Origin of the sequence: Luteimonas sp. J29 (assembly GCF_000472505.1) — a bacterium.
Taxonomy (GTDB): Bacteria; Pseudomonadota; Gammaproteobacteria; order Xanthomonadales; family Xanthomonadaceae; genus Luteimonas.
Map to the genome: position 1 here is coordinate 311407 of NZ_AWZR01000001.1, position 14346 is coordinate 325752.

Annotated in this window: 11 protein-coding genes; 9 read left to right on the forward strand and 2 right to left on the reverse strand. The window is 71.2% G+C overall.

What is annotated here, in order from left to right; all coding sequences use genetic code 11:
- Positions 1 to 240: 240 nt before the first annotated feature.
- The 9 genes from LUTJ29_RS0101305 (at position 241) to LUTJ29_RS0101345 (ending at position 12975) form a co-directional block, all read left to right on the forward strand.
- On the forward strand, positions 241 to 3396 hold the full coding sequence (locus tag LUTJ29_RS0101305) for a TonB-dependent receptor (RefSeq protein ID WP_027070963.1): 3156 nt from the start codon (positions 241 to 243) through the stop codon (positions 3394 to 3396).
- 293 nt (positions 3397 to 3689) lie between these two features.
- A complete protein-coding gene (locus LUTJ29_RS0101310; RefSeq protein WP_027070964.1) occupies positions 3690 to 4445 on the forward strand; it encodes a SapC family protein in 756 nt (251 codons plus the stop codon).
- 5 nt (positions 4446 to 4450) lie between these two features.
- Entirely contained in the window at positions 4451 to 5473 is a 1023-nt protein-coding gene (locus LUTJ29_RS0101315; protein ID WP_043740023.1) for a cupin-like domain-containing protein, read from the forward strand.
- Positions 5474 to 5534: 61 nt separating this feature from the next.
- Complete coding sequence (locus tag LUTJ29_RS15695) at positions 5535 to 7169, forward strand: tryptophan halogenase family protein (protein WP_051322573.1); 1635 nt, start codon at positions 5535 to 5537, stop codon at positions 7167 to 7169.
- Between the two features lie 7 nt (positions 7170 to 7176).
- Complete coding sequence (locus tag LUTJ29_RS0101325) at positions 7177 to 7878, forward strand: DUF6445 family protein (protein WP_027070966.1); 702 nt, start codon at positions 7177 to 7179, stop codon at positions 7876 to 7878.
- A 55-nt stretch (positions 7879 to 7933) separates the two neighbouring features.
- Positions 7934 to 9196, forward strand: a complete 1263-nt coding sequence (locus LUTJ29_RS0101330; protein WP_027070967.1) for a cation:proton antiporter — start codon at positions 7934 to 7936, stop codon at positions 9194 to 9196.
- Positions 9197 to 9251: 55 nt separating this feature from the next.
- Positions 9252 to 11432, forward strand: a complete 2181-nt coding sequence (gene uvrD / locus LUTJ29_RS0101335; protein WP_027070968.1) for a DNA helicase II — start codon at positions 9252 to 9254, stop codon at positions 11430 to 11432.
- Between the two features lie 58 nt (positions 11433 to 11490).
- Positions 11491 to 12438, forward strand: coding sequence for a phosphogluconate dehydrogenase (NAD(+)-dependent, decarboxylating) (gene gnd, locus LUTJ29_RS0101340; protein ID WP_304412412.1), 948 nt, complete (start codon positions 11491 to 11493; stop codon positions 12436 to 12438).
- 87 nt (positions 12439 to 12525) lie between these two features.
- Positions 12526 to 12975 (forward strand): universal stress protein, encoded by a 450-nt coding sequence (locus LUTJ29_RS0101345; protein ID WP_027070970.1) that lies wholly within the window; start codon positions 12526 to 12528, stop codon positions 12973 to 12975.
- Here the strand turns inward: LUTJ29_RS0101345 and LUTJ29_RS15700 are convergent.
- Positions 12938 to 14041 carry an oxidoreductase gene (locus LUTJ29_RS15700; RefSeq protein WP_232221127.1) on the reverse strand — a complete coding sequence of 368 codons (1104 nt, stop codon included), beginning with the start codon at positions 14039 to 14041 and terminating at the stop codon, positions 12938 to 12940. The two genes, LUTJ29_RS0101345 and LUTJ29_RS15700, sit on opposite strands and share 38 nt — an antisense overlap.
- Positions 14038 to 14337 carry a DUF2782 domain-containing protein gene (locus LUTJ29_RS0101355; protein WP_027070971.1) on the reverse strand — a complete coding sequence of 100 codons (300 nt, stop codon included), beginning with the start codon at positions 14335 to 14337 and terminating at the stop codon, positions 14038 to 14040. The genes LUTJ29_RS15700 and LUTJ29_RS0101355 overlap by 4 nt, the downstream gene beginning before the upstream one ends.
- Positions 14338 to 14346: the final 9 nt, after the last annotated feature.

Genomic DNA, 14346 nt, shown 5'->3' on the forward strand with positions numbered 1-14346 from the left:
GGCGGCCAGCGGACGGCGGATGCAGTGATTGACACGCGCGCCAAGTGGCGTCGCGGTTGCCCGGAGGAGGGCGTCGTCAGAAAGCATTTGTACTGAAGGTCGTTGTGATAACGGGGAGGGCAGTCGGATGAAGATGTGCAGATTCACGTCCCGCACTGTCGCGGGTAGCGGGCCCTGACCGCTGCCTGGCGCCAGCGACATGCTTTTCTTCGCTCCAATCCAGTGCTGAGGACAAATTCCATGAACCAGAAGTTGAAGGGTTTGAAGTCGAAGGCAATGTTCACCTTCGTGGGTGGCATGCTGGTCATCAACCCCGTATTCGCGCAGGACCCTGCCCCGCAGCCGGCGCAGCAGGATGCATCGACCCTCGACACCGTCGTCGTCACCGGTCTGCGCAACAGCCTCGAGAACTCGATGGGCATCAAGCGCGACACCAGCGGCGTGGTGGACGCGATCAGCGCCGAGGACATCGGCAAGTTCCCTGACACCAACCTCGCCGAGTCGCTGCAGCGCATCACCGGTATCTCGATCGAGCGCCGCAACGGCGAGGGCGCGCAGGTGACCGCGCGCGGCTTCGGCCCCGGCTACAACCTCGTGACCCTGAACGGACGCCAGATCCCCGGCGCCGACGCCTACTCCAGCGGCGACGTCATCACCGGCGGCGTGGGTGCGGGTACCCGCGGCTTCAACTTCGCCCAGCTCGCCTCCGAGGCGGTCAGCGGCATCACCGTCTTCAAGACGGGCCGCGCGCACGCGCCGAGCGGCGGCATGGGCGCCACCGTCGACATCCAGACCTCGCGTCCGCTGAACCTGCCGTCCGGCCTGACCTTCAACGCCGGCCTGAAGGCGATGTCCGACGAGTCGCAGACCATCGGCAGCAGCATCACCCCCGAGCTGTCGTCGATCATCAGCTGGGCCAGCGACGACAAGCGTTGGGGCGCCAGCCTGAGCACCAGCTTCCAGCAGCGCAAGGGCGGCGAGGTCCAGGCCACCGAGAACGAATGGCGCGTCTCGCGCTGGACCGGCGTGCCGGAGGCATGGGGCAACCGCGTCGAGGTCATCAACGCGCCGGCCGAGGGCTCGCTGTACTCGGTGCCCGCCGACCTGCGCTACGCGTTCTCCAACTTCGAGCGCAAGCGCGTCAACGCCCAGGCGGTGCTGCAGTTCGCGCCGACCGACGCGGTGACCTTCACCCTCGACTACACGCACTCGACCAACCAGCTCTCCGAGGACCGCGGCGAGCAGACCCAGTGGTTGAACCAGGGTCCGTTCTCGCGCATCGAGTTCGACACCAGCGGCGCAGTCGCGGTGCCGACCTACATCCGCGAAATCGTGGGCACCAAGGACTTCGGCTACGAGCAGCAGCGCAACGAGCAGAAGTACAAGCTCGACTCGATCGGCTTCAACGCCGACTGGCAGGTGACCGACCGGCTGAACCTGAAGTTCGACGCGCACAGCTCCGAGACCAAGAGCCTGCCGAACGACCCGATCACCGGCGGCAGCGTCACCGCGTTCTCGTTCGCCGGCACCAGCGCGTGCCAGTCCGCCGGCGGTCCGTACTGCGGCGGCAACTGGGCCCAGGAGTACTGGTTCAACACCGGCCTGCCGATCATGGCCCGCACCTGGTACCCCGAATCGCCCAACGCCAACGACGCCTTCAACAACGTCAACGGCGTGGTCAACCCCGAGTTCCCGCCGGAGCAGATCGGCACCCAGATCCAGCGCATCTGGTACTCGCGCCAGGACAGCAAGGTCGAGCAGGGCCGCATCGACGGTACCTTCGACTTCGACAACAGCCGCCTGCGCTTCGGCATCGACTCGTCCAAGGTGTCGATGCGCCGCCTGACCTCGAACGACCACCAGACCGTGCTCGGCAACTGGAGCGTGGACAACGTCGGCGAGGAGCCGGGCTTCCAGGACCTGATCCGCCCGATCAACATCTCGGGCATGTTCAACGACTACAACACCGCTGGCGCCCCGCAGAATGCGTGGTGGGGCAATGCCAGCCAGCTGGCGCAGTGGGCCAGCGGGTTCTACGGCACGTCCTCGACCATCAGCGGCGTGATGGCCAACGACAACCTCATCGAGGAAAAGACCAGCGCCGCGTACGTGCAGTGGGAGTTCGACGGCCAGCTCGGCACGATGCCCTACAACCTGGTGCTCGGCGCCCGCTACGAGCAGACCGACCTGCGCTCGGTGTCGACGATCCAGGTCCCGCAGTCGATCAACTGGAACGGCGACAACGACTTCGCCATCACCCCGTCGGCCGAGGAAATGCCGTTCGCCGAGGAGGCCGAGTACAGCTACTGGCTGCCGAACCTGGACTTCAGCATCGATTTCACCAACACGCTGAAGGGTCGCCTCTCGCTGAGCCAGACCATCGCGCGCGCGCCGTACGGCAACCTGTATGCCGGTCCGACCGCGAACGCCCCGAACGGTTCGGTGCTGCTGGGCTTCCGCGCCACGGGCGCCGCCCAGAACCCGGCCCTGCTGCCGCTGGAGTCGGACAACATCGACGTGGCCCTGGAGTGGTACTTCGCCCCGGCCAGCTACGTGTCGCTGACGTTCTTCGACAAGCGCGTCAACAACTTCATCGGCAACACCCAGGTCCAGGAGAACCTGTACGGCCTGCGTGACCCGACCGGTGGTCCCGATGCCCAGGCCGCGCTGGCGTTCCTGACCAGCCCCGCGTGCCGTGCCCAGGTCGGCCCCAACGCCGCCCCGCACGCCTGCGGTGCCAACGCCATCGCCCTGTTCACGGCGGCGGCGCTGCAGCGCAATGCCGACATCACCGGCGGCCTGGCGGCCTACGACGGCACCGACGCGCAGTGGAACGCGATGGAGGCGCTGGTGCGCCAGCCGGGCCGCGAGTTCGTCGGCATCGCCGAGGACCCGCTGTACATGTTCAACGTGAACCGTCCGGTCAACCAGCGGAAGGCCAACATCCGCGGATGGGAGCTGGGCAGCCAGTACTTCTTCGGCGACAGCGGCTTCGGCATCCAGGCGAACTACACCAAGGTCAGCGGCGACGTGGGCATCGACGATGCCGCGGCCCCCGGCGTGGAGCAGTTCGCGCTCACCGGCCTGAGCGACACCGCCAACGTGGTGTTCATGTACGAGAAGTACGGCTGGACCGCGCGACTGGCCTGGAACTGGCGTGACGAGTACCTGTTCGCGGCCAACCAGGGCAACTCGACCAACCCGTTCTACGTCGAGGACTACCAGCAGTGGGACTTCAGCGTCACCAAGCAGCTGAACGACAACTGGTCGGTGGGCCTGGAGGCGATCAACCTCACCGGCGAGGACCTGCGCTGGCGTGCGCGTACCGATCTCCAGATGCTGCGCCTGCTCGACCAGAGTCCGCGCTACATGGCGGCGATCCGCTACACCTTCTGAGCCGAACCTCTCCAAGGCTGCGAAGGTGTGAGGGACGGGGCCGTTGCGAAAGCAACGGCCCCTTTTTTCCGGCCGGCGCGTGCCGCGACGCCGGTCCGCATGGATCGCCGGCCGCTCGCGCGCGAAGGCCGCGCCGCCGACGCAGGATCCCCGCGCCGGTGCGCATGCGCCGCCTCGATTTAATCGCGCGGCGGGGGCATCATTGCAATGGTCGCCACGACGCGTGGCGCATCCCCGAACGAACGCCGGCGGGCGACACCGCCGGCACGGTCCGGGCCAATGCCGGAGACGACATGGCGCGACACGAACTGCTCGACAACGTGGTCCACAAGGACCTGCGCGTGGACACACGCTTCGGCGCCGGACTGGGCGACCCGGCCGGCCTGGTCCCGGTGTGGCCAACCGAGTTCGCCGAGCTCCAGCGCGAGTACCCGATCTTCCTGCAGAAGGGCGAGGGCGAATCCGAGTACCACGCCGTGGCGCTGCTCGGCTTCGATGCGTCGGAGAACCTGTACCTGGACGGCGACCGGTGGAACGCCAGCTACCTGCCGGGCGCGGTGGTGCGCGGCCCGTTCTCGATCGGCTTCAGGGATCCCGTGCCGGGCGGTCCGCTCGAGCCCGAGCCGGTGGTGCACGTCGACATGGAGCATCCGCGCGTGACCCGCGACGGGCAGGGCGTCGCCGTGTTCATGCCCAAGGGCGGACACAGCCCCTACCTCGACCACGTGATCACGGTGCTCAAGGGCATCCATGACGGGGTCGGCGCGGCGCGGGCGATGTTCGCGGCGCTGGATCGGGCCGGCCTGGTCCAGCCGGTGGAACTGGACCTGCGTTTCGACGAGGCCCGCGGCGCGCGCGTGACCGGGCTGTACGGCATCGACCGGGACCGGCTCGCGGCGCTCGACGCCGCGCAGCTGCACGAACTTCACCGCCAGGGGCTGCTGGAGGGCGTCTACCTGATGCTTTCCTCCCTTTACAACATGCGCCGGCTGATCGCCGAGAAGCAGCGCCGGCTGCGGATCCAGGACGGCGCGGGCGCGGTCGCCTGAGTCGCATGTCCGAAACGCCCGCCCGCGTGCGCGAGATCCACGGCAGCCGGCCCGACCGGCTGCCGCTGCCGGAGCTGCTGGCCGGCGGCGAGCCGGTCGTGCTCAAGGGCCTGGTGGACGGCTGGAGCCTGGTCCAGGCCGGCCGCGAGTCCGCGCGGGCGGCGATGGCCCACCTGCTCGCGCACTACAACGGCCGGCCGCTGCCGTACTCGTGGGGGCCGCCGGAGACCCGGGGCCGCCCGTTCTACGAGGACGGCTTCACCCGGCTCAACACCGAGGCCCGCCGCGGCACGCTCGACGCGGTGCTGGCGGACATCGCCGCGCACCTGGACGATCCGTCGCCGCCCACCCACTACGTGGCGTCGGTGCCGGTCGACGGCGTGCTGCCGGGGCTGCGCGCGTCCAACGACCTGGATTTCGCCGCGCACGGCGTGGATGCCCCGCCGGCGATCTGGATCGGCAACCGCATCACCGCCTCGTGCCACTACGACGCGCCCGACAACATCGCCTGCTGCGCGGTCGGGCGCCGGCGCTTCACCCTGTTCCCGCCCGCGCAGGTGCACAACCTCTACCCGGGCCCGCTCGAGCCCACGCCCGGCGGCCAGGCGGTGAGCGTGGTGGACTTCGATGCGCCCGACCTCGCGCGCTATCCGCGCTTCGCCGAGGCGCTCGCCCACGCGCGCGTGGCCGAACTCGAGGCCGGCGATGCCCTGTTCATCCCCAGCATGTGGTGGCACCACGTGCAGGCGCTGGAGCCCTTCAACGTGCTGGTCAACTACTGGTGGAGCAGCATGCCGGCCTGGATCCCCACGCCGATGCACGCGCTCTACCACGCGATCTGGTCGATCCGCGACCGGCCTGAGCGCGAGAAGCAGGCCTGGCGCGAGATCTTCGAGTACTACGTGTTCGGCCCGGCCGAGAGGGCCGGCGAGCACCTGCCCGGGCCGGCGCGCGGCGCGCTCGGCCCGATGGACGAAACCATGGCGCGGAGGATGCGGGCGATGCTGATCGCCAGGCTCAACCGCTGACACCGGCCGGCGGCGGATGGGGGCCGCCGGACGCACCGCATTACCCGGGGAGGAACCAGACATGAGCGAAGGCAGGATCAGGCGCGTCGTCATCGCCGGCGGCGGCACCGCCGGCTGGATCGCGGCGTGCGCGCTCACCCACCAGTTTCCGAAGGACGTGCTCAAGGTCGTGCTGGTGGAGTCCGAGCAGATCGGCACGGTGGGCGTGGGCGAATCGACGATCCCCACCATCCGCACCTTCCACCACCTGCTCGGCATCGACGAGCGCGAGTTCATGAGTTCGGTGGCGGCCAGCTTCAAGCTCTCGATCTCGTTCGAGAACTGGCTGCGCCCGGGCCACCGCTACTTCCACCCGTTCGGCCTGACCGGGCTCAATACCTGGGCCTGCGAGTTCCACCACTTCTGGCTCGATTCGCGCCGTCGCGGGATCCAGTCCGAACTGGGCGACTTCTGCCTGGAAACCGTCGCCTCGCGCGTGGACCGCTTCGTCCTGCTCGGCAAGGACGGCGGCGCGTCGCAGTGGTCCACGCGCTGGGCCAGCGGCGGCCTGTCGCCCGACCGGCTGCAGGTCAACTACGCCTACCACTTCGACGCCGGGCTGTACGCGGCCTACATGCGCGAACGCGCCGAACGCCAGGGGCTGGAGCGGGTCGAGGGCCGGATCGAGCAGGTGCGCCAGCACCCCGAGACCGGCTTCATCGAGGCCCTCGTGCTCGAGGGCGGCAGGGTCATCGAAGGCGACCTGTTCATCGACTGCACCGGCGGGCGCGCGGTGCTGAGCGAGCAGGCGCTCAAGACCGGCTACGAGGACTGGAACCACTGGCTGCCGAGCAACCGCGCCGTGGCCCTGCAGACCGAGGCCGACGGGCCCGCGGTGCCGTACACGCGGGCGATCGCGCACGAGGCCGGCTGGCACTGGAAGATCGCCCTCCAGCACCGCATCGGCTGCGGCATCGTCTTCTCCGACGCATTCATGTCCGACGACGAGGCCACCGCCAGGCTGCTGAAGGAGAACCCGGCCAGGCCGCTGCGCGACCCCTGGATCATCCCGTTCCGCACCGGGCGCCGGCGCAAGGCCTGGAACAAGAACGTCATCGCCATCGGCCTGTCGAGCGGATTCATCGAGCCGCTCGAATCGACCAGCATCCACCTGACCCTGAGCGGCGTGGCCCGGCTGCTCAAGCTGTTCCCCTACGACGGCATCGACGAGTCGATGGTGCGGCGCTACAACGACATCAGCCGCGCCGAGATGGAACACGTGCGCGACTTCATCATCCTCCACTACCACCTCAACCAGCGCGACGAGCCGATGTGGCAGCAGGTGCGCAACATGACGGTGCCGGACGAGCTCGCGCACCGGATCCAGATGTTCCGCGACCGCGCCCACGCGCTGCAGGGCGAGGACGAGCTGTTCCGCCTCGATTCGTGGACCCACTGCATGCTCGGGCAAGGCGTGGAGCCGCGTTCCTGGCATCCGCTGGCGCGCACGCTCGCCGACAACGACCTCAAGCGCCTGTTCGAGGGCATCCGCCAGCCGATCCAGCAGGCGGTCGCGGCGATGCCGACGCACCAGCAGTTCCTCGACCAGTACTGCAAGGCCCCGCCCTCGGCGTGGGAGCTGATGTACGAGCGGGCCCGCGCTCACGCGCGCATCACCGGCAAGGTCGCCGGGGTGGGCGGCGAGCTGCGCCAGTGAGGCGGCGATGCTGATCGAGCCGCATCCCGGCCTGCGCTTGCAGGCGCGCAGGATCGGCGCCGAGGGCGCGCCGCTGCTGGTCATCGACCAGGCGGTGGCCGACCCCGACCGGCTTGTGCGCAAGGCCGCGCGCGGGCATTTCACGCCGCAGGGCGCGATGTTCCCCGGCCTGCGGCTGCGTGCGCCGCTGTTCTACGAGGTGTTCCTCGAGCGCCTGCTGCGGCCGCTGCTGGCCGACCACTTCGGGCTTCCCGCCGATGGCCGGATGAAGTTCGCGATGTGCCACTACTCGCTGGTCAGCCAGCGGCCGGAGCGGCTGGTCTTCCTGCAGCGGATCCCGCACATCGATTCGGCCGCCGCCAACGGCCTGGCCACGGTCCATTACCTGTTCCGCGGCGACTGGGGCGGCACGGCGTTCTACCGCCACCGGTCCACCGGATTCGAAACCGTGGACCAGACCCGGCACGCGGAGTACTTCGCCAGGCTCGAGGCCGAGGCGCTCGACGAGGCGGCCGACACGCCCGGCTACATCAATGGCGACTCGCCGCTGTTCGAGCGCATCGACAGCGTGGACGGCGCGTTCAACCGGCTGGTCGTCTACCGCCGCAACTCCCTCCACTCGGGCAACATCGACAATGGCCGCGTACCGCCCCCGGACGTGTACGCGGGACGGCTGTCCATCAACAGTTTCATCGACATCCAGGCGTGATGCGCACGCACCCGGGCGGCGCGGCCCGTCATGCCGCGGGCGACGGCGCATGGCGATGAGCGCGGCGCTGCTGCTGCTCCTGCAGCTGGTGCTGGTGCTGGCCGCGGCCAAGGCCTGCGGCGAGCTGCTGCGCCGCCTGGGCCAGCCGCCGGTGATCGGCGAGATGGCCGCCGGGCTTGCGCTCGGCCCGCTGGTGTTCGGGGTCTGGATGCCGGAGGCGCATGCGGCGCTGTTCCCGGTCGCGTCGCTGCCGGTGCTGGGCGGGCTGGGGACGCTGGGGGTGACCGTGTTCATGTTCGTCATGGGCGCAGGGCTGCGCGCGCCCGAAGGCAGTCGTGCCCAGGTGCGGGCCGCGGTGTCGATCGGCGGCGTCGGCATCGTGGTGCCGCTCGCGCTGGGGTTGGCGATCGCGCCCGGGCTGTACCGGGACTTCGCCCCGGCCGGCGTCGGCTTCTGGCCATTCGCGCTGTTCGTGGCCGCCGCCGTGTCGGTCACCGCGTTCCCGGTGCTGGCGCGAATCCTGAAGGACCGAGGCATGCTGCACTCCACGCCGGGGCGCCTGGCGCTGGGCGCGGGCCTGGTCAACGACGGCGTGGTGTGGATCTTCCTCGCCGCGGTGCTGGCGCTGGCCGGCGCCGGGTCGGGGCGTGGCGCCTTGCTGGCCGTGGGTGGGGCCGTGGTGCTCGGCGCCGCGACGTTCGGGCTGCTCGGGCCGCTGTTCGCGCGCCTGCTGCGACCGGCGACGTTCGACGGCGAGCCGCGCGTCCCGGCGCTGGTGCCGGTGTGGCTGGGGCTGCTGGGGTGCGCGGCGTTCTCGGAGTGGATCGGCCTGCACGCGATCTTCGGCGCGTTCCTGTTCGGCGCCTGCCTGCCGCGCGACGACCGCCTGCTGCGCTGGTTCGGGCGCCGGATCGAGCCACTGGCGGTCGGGCTGCTGATGCCGGTGATGTTCGTCGCCGCTGGCCAGCACGCCACGCCGGAGGCGTTCGGCGGGATGGCCGGTGGGACGTTCGTGCTGCTGCTGGCGGTGGCGATCGCGGGCAAGTTCGCCGGCTGCGCGGCCGGCGCGCGCCTCAACGGCTGCGGCTGGCGCGATAGCCTCGCCATCGGGTCGCTGATGAACGCGCGCGGGCTGATGGAACTGATCGTGCTTCGGGTCGGCTACGACGCGGGCCTGATCGGACCGGAGCTGTTCACGATGCTGTTCGTCCTGACCCTGGTGACGACGGTGATGGCTTCGCCGCTGCTGGCGCTGATCGACCGGGGACGGGCGATGCCCGGAGCCGCGCCGGACGCCGTGGCCGGGGGCCCTCCCTGAGCGCGCGCCGGACCCCGTGCCGGGGCCTGCGACGGCGGTCGCCTAGAATGTGCGCATGGATGTCTCCCACCTGCTCGACGGGCTGAACGCGGCCCAGCGCGAGGCCGTGTCCGCGCCGCCCGGCCATTACCTGGTCCTGGCCGGCGCCGGCAGCGGCAAGACCCGCGTGCTCACCCACCGCATCGCCTGGCTGCACGAGGTGGTCGGCGTCCCCGTGCACGGCATCTTCGCCGTGACCTTCACCAACAAGGCCGCGGCCGAGATGCGCCACCGCATCGAGGGCCAGCTGCGCCACGGCGCGCGCGGGCTGTGGATCGGCACCTTCCACGGCCTCGCCCACCGGCTGCTGCGCCTGCACTGGCAGGACGCGAAGCTGCCCGAAGGCTTCCAGATCCTCGACAGCGACGACCAGCTGCGCCTGGTCAAGCGCGTGGTCCAGCAGCTGGAGTTCGACGAGGCGCGCTTCCCGCCGCGCCAGATCGCGTGGTGGATCAACGCGCAGAAGGACGAGGGCCGCCGCCCCCAGCACATCCAGGCCGCCGGCGACGAGTGGTCGAGCGTGATGCTGCGCAGCTACCAGCTCTACCAGGAGCGCTGCGACCGCGCCGGGCTGGTCGACTTCGCCGAGATCCTGCTGCGCGCGCACGAGCTGCTGCGCGACAACCCGCCGCTGCTCGCGCACTACCGCCAGCGCTTCGGACAGCTGCTGGTCGACGAGTTCCAGGACACCAACGCGATCCAGTACGGCTTCGTGCGCCTGCTCGCCGGCGACACCGGCCAGGTGTTCGTGGTCGGCGACGACGACCAGTCGATCTACGGCTGGCGCGGGGCCAGGGTCGAGAACATGCAGCGCTTCCTGCGCGACTTCCCCGGCGCCCGGACCATCCGCCTGGAGCAGAACTACCGCTCCAGCGCCAACATCCTGGGCGCCGCCAACGCGGTGATCGCGCACAATCCCGACCGGCTCGGCAAGCAGCTGTGGACCGACAGCGGCGACGGCGATCCGATCGACCTGTACGCGGCCTACAACGAGATCGACGAGGCGCGCTTCGTGATCGAGCGCATCTCGCAGTGGGTGCAGGGCGGCGGCAGCCACGGCGACTGCGCGATCCTCTACCGCAGCAACGCCCAGTCGCGCGCGTTCGAGGAAACCCTGCTCGCCGAGCAGATTCCCTACCGCGTGTACGGCGGCGTGCGCTTCTTCGAGCGCGCCGAGGTCAAGGACACGCTAGCGTACCTGCGCCTGGTCGCCAACCGCGGCGACGACGCGGCCTTCGAGCGCGCGGTCAACACGCCCGCGCGCGGCATCGGCGAGCGCACCCTCGACGAGGTGCGGCGGCTGGCCCGCGGCCAGGGCGTTTCGCTGTGGCAGGCCTCGCTGCAGGTGCAGCAGTCCGGCGCGCTGCAGGCGCGGGCGCGCAACGCGCTGGCCGGCTTCCACGCGCTGGTCGAGTCGCTCGACGCCGAAGTCGCCGAGCTGCCGCTGAAGGACAAGATCGACCACGTGCTGGCGCGCTCGGGCCTGCGCGTGCACTACACCAACGAGTCCAAGGGCGCGGCCGATTCGCGCGTGGACAACCTCGACGAACTGGTCTCGGTGGCCTCGCGCTTCGTCAAGGGCGACGAGGACGACGCGGCGCAGCTCAGCGAACTGGTCGCGTTCCTGTCCTACGCCGCGCTCGAGGCCGGCGAGGGCCAGGCCCAGGCCGGCGAGGACGGCGTCCAGCTGATGACCCTGCACAGCGCCAAGGGCCTGGAGTTCCCGCTGGTGTTCCTGGTGGGCATGGAGGAAGGGCTGTTCCCGAACGCGCGCTCGATCGAGGAGAGCGGGCGGCTGGAGGAGGAGCGGCGCCTGGCCTACGTCGGCATCACCCGCGCGCGCCACAAGCTGGTGCTCAGCTACGCCGAGTCGCGGCGCCTCCACGGCCAGGACATGTACGGCGTGCCCTCCCGCTTCCTGCGCGAGATCCCCTCGCCGCTGCTCAACGAGGTGCGGCCGCGGGTGCAGGTCTCGCGTCCGGCCTTCCCGCAGCGGCCGCGGCGCGACTGGGGCCACGCCGCGCTCGAGGAAGGCCCCGGCCTGAAACTCGGGCAGACCGTGGTACATCCCAAGTTCGGCGCCGGCGTGGTCACCGACATCGAGGGCAGCGGAGCGCACGCGCGCGTGCAGGTGAACTTCGACGAGGTGGGCAGCAAGTGGCTGGTCACCGCCTACGCGAACCTGCAGCCGGCCTGACCCGGCACCCGTCGCGCGCGGGGCGTCTTAGCGGTTCCTTGCCGGTGCCTGGGGCAAGATGGACCCGCGCCGCGGAAGGCGCGCTGGAAGAGGACAGGCGATGCAGCTGGGCATGATCGGACTCGGGCGCATGGGCGCGAACATGGCGCAGCGCCTCCACCAGGGCGGACATGCGGTGGCGGGCTACGACCCGTCGCCGGAGGCGCGGATGCGGCTCGAGGCCGCGGGCATGGAGGTGGTCGACTCGCTCCAGGCGCTGGTGGCGCGCCTCGAGGCGCCGCGCGCGCTGTGGATGATGGTCCCGGCCGGCGATCCCGTGGACGAGGCGATCGCCACGCTGCGGCCGCTGCTCGCGCCCGGCGACGTGCTGGTCGACGGCGGCAACTCCTGGTACCGCGACAGCCAGCGCCGGCACGCCGCGCTGGCCGGGGCCGGCATCGCCTTCCTCGACGTCGGCACCAGCGGCGGCGTGTGGGGCCTGCAGGAGGGCTACAGCCTGATGGTCGGCGGCGATGCGGAACCGGCCGCGCGGCTGGCGCCCGTGTTCGCCAGCCTCGCGCCGGCGGCCGACCGCGGCTGGGCGCACGTGGGGCCGAGCGGGGCGGGGCATTTCGCCAAGATGGTCCACAACGGCATCGAATACGGGCTGATGCAGGCCTACGCCGAGGGCTTCGCGATCCTCGAGCGGCGCCGCGACCTGGTGCCCGACCTCGCCGGCCTGGCCGAGCTGTGGCGGCACGGCAGCGTGGTGCGCTCGTGGCTGCTCGACCTGACCGCCGGGGCGCTGCGCGACAACCCCGGCCTGGAGGGCATCGCCGCCTGGGTGCCGGATTCGGGGGAGGGTCGCTGGACGGTGGCCGAGGCGATCGAACTCGACGTCCCCGCGCCGGTGATCACCCAGGCGCTGCTGGAACGGCTGCGCTCGCGCCAGGACAACGCCTACGCCGACCGGCTGCTGGCGGCGATGCGGGCGGCGTTCGGCGGTCACGGGGTCAAGCCGGCCTGAATCCGGCCCCCGGCCTGCGCTGGATCAATGCGGGCCCCGGGCGCCGATGCTTCCATGGGCCCGTCCCCCCGGAATGGAGGCAGTGCCATGTACAGCCACATCCTGATCGCGAGCGACGGTTCGGCCCTGGCGGGCAAGGGCCTGGACGCGGGCCTGGCGCTCGCGGCCGCGCTCAAGGCCAAGGCGACCCTGGTCACCGTGTCCGATCCCTGGCAGGCGATGATGGCCGCCGAGCCGTCCGCGCTGGCGATGGACGCCGAGGTGCGCGAGGAGCAGCGCCGGCAGAAGGAGGCGCAGGCCCGCGCGATCCTGGAGGAGGGCCGCGAGCGCGCGGCGCTCGCCGGCGTGGCGCTGGAGACGGTCTACGTGCCCGAACGCCTGGTCGACGAGGCGATCCTCGAGACCGCGAGCCAGGTCGGCGCCGACCTGATCGTCATGGCGTCCCACGGCCATCGCGGCCTGCGCAAGCTGCTGCTGGGCAGCCAGACCCAGTCGGTGGTCACGCGCAGCCCCCTGCCGGTGCTGGTGGTGCGCTGAGCGCGGCCGTCGCGGCCAGCGGCACCACGCGGCCGGTGGCGGCGCTCTCGCGGCCGGCCTCGAGCACCTCCATCACCGCCAGCGCCTGCTCCAGCGTCGCGGGCGGTGCGCCGCGGCCCAGGATCGCGTCGCGCATGGCGGCGTAGCAGGCGAGGTAGTCGCCCGGTGGGCTGTCGATCGCGCGAGGCGGCCCGGCGCCGTCCGGCCCGGCCGGGGCGAACAGGCCGGGGCGCGGATCGTGGCCCCAGCCCGGGCTGCCGGGCGCGATGCCGTCGCGCAGCGCGGCCTCCTGCACGTCCAGCCCGTGCTTGGTGAAGCTGCCGCCGGTGCCGTGGACCGCGAAACGCAGGCCGTTGTCGGCCACCAGCGCGCCCGCGTGCAGCACCGCGCGCAGGCGCGGCCAGCGCAGCACGACGTGGAAGCTGTCGTCCACCTGAGCGCCGTCGCGCTGCGCGGCGATGTCGGCCCACAGGTCGTGCGGCATGCCGAACAGCAGTAGCGCCTGGTCCACCAGGTGCGGACCCAGGTCGAACCACAGCCCCGCGCCGGGACCGGCGCGATCGCGCCAGCGGTCGGGCACCAGGGGGCGGAAGCGGTCGAAGTGCGAGTGCAGTTCGATCACCTCGCCGAGGCGCCCGTCTTCGACCAGCCGGCGCAGGGCAAGAAAATCGGCGTCCCAGCGCCGGTTGTGGAACACGCTCAGCACGCGTCCGGCCGCGCGCGCCGCCGCGGCCATGCGCCGCGCCTCGTCGAGGCTGGTGGCCATCGGCTTGTCCACCAGCACGTGGCGCCCGGCGGCGAGCGCGGCGATGGCCAGCGGCGCGTGCACCACGTTCGGCGTGGCGATCACCACCAGGTCGATGCGCGGATCGGCGAAGGCGGTGGCGGGATCGGGCACCACCGAGGCACCGGGACAATCGGCGAACACGCGGTCGGCCCGGCTCGACACCACGGTGCGCAGCCGCAGCCCCGGCGTGCGTGCGATCAGCGGCGCGTGGAACACCCGGCCGGCGTAGCCGTAGCCGACCAGGGCGACGCCGAGCGCATCGCCCACGGCGTGCGTCACCAGCCGAACAGCTTGAAGTAGGTCTGCGGCGGATCGTCGCCGTCACGCGTGGACATGACCCGGCCGTCGCGCACGTACAGGTAGTAGGTCGGCCCGCGCAGCGGCTTGACCTGCACCACGCGCAGCTCGCCGCCGACGCGGTACTCGGTCACGACGTCGCCATTGGCTTCCGTCCGCACCACTTCCTCGGCGCCCGGCGGGATCTCGACGGCGGCCGGGTCGGGCGTGCTGGCGCAGGCCGCCAGGCCCAGCAGCACGGACAGGGCGACGGACGGGAGCAGGCGGCGTGCGGACATGGCGGTCAT

Bases quoted from the DNA above. Each gene is read 5' to 3' on its own strand.
- LUTJ29_RS0101305 (WP_027070963.1), top strand. From the start codon at position 241: ATGAACCAGAAGTTGAAGGGTTTGAAGTCGAAGGCAATGTTCACCTTC.
- LUTJ29_RS0101310 (WP_027070964.1), top strand. From the start codon at position 3,690: ATGGCGCGACACGAACTGCTCGACAACGTGGTCCACAAGGACCTGCGC.
- LUTJ29_RS0101315 (WP_043740023.1), top strand. From the start codon at position 4,451: ATGTCCGAAACGCCCGCCCGCGTGCGCGAGATCCACGGCAGCCGGCCC.
- LUTJ29_RS15695 (WP_051322573.1), top strand. From the start codon at position 5,535: ATGAGCGAAGGCAGGATCAGGCGCGTCGTCATCGCCGGCGGCGGCACC.
- LUTJ29_RS0101325 (WP_027070966.1), top strand. From the start codon at position 7,177: ATGCTGATCGAGCCGCATCCCGGCCTGCGCTTGCAGGCGCGCAGGATC.
- LUTJ29_RS0101330 (WP_027070967.1), top strand. From the start codon at position 7,934: ATGAGCGCGGCGCTGCTGCTGCTCCTGCAGCTGGTGCTGGTGCTGGCC.
- uvrD (WP_027070968.1), top strand. From the start codon at position 9,252: ATGGATGTCTCCCACCTGCTCGACGGGCTGAACGCGGCCCAGCGCGAG.
- gnd (WP_304412412.1), top strand. From the start codon at position 11,491: ATGGACCCGCGCCGCGGAAGGCGCGCTGGAAGAGGACAGGCGATGCAG.
- LUTJ29_RS0101345 (WP_027070970.1), top strand. From the start codon at position 12,526: ATGTACAGCCACATCCTGATCGCGAGCGACGGTTCGGCCCTGGCGGGC.
- LUTJ29_RS0101355 (WP_027070971.1), bottom strand. From the start codon at position 14,337: ATGTCCGCACGCCGCCTGCTCCCGTCCGTCGCCCTGTCCGTGCTGCTG.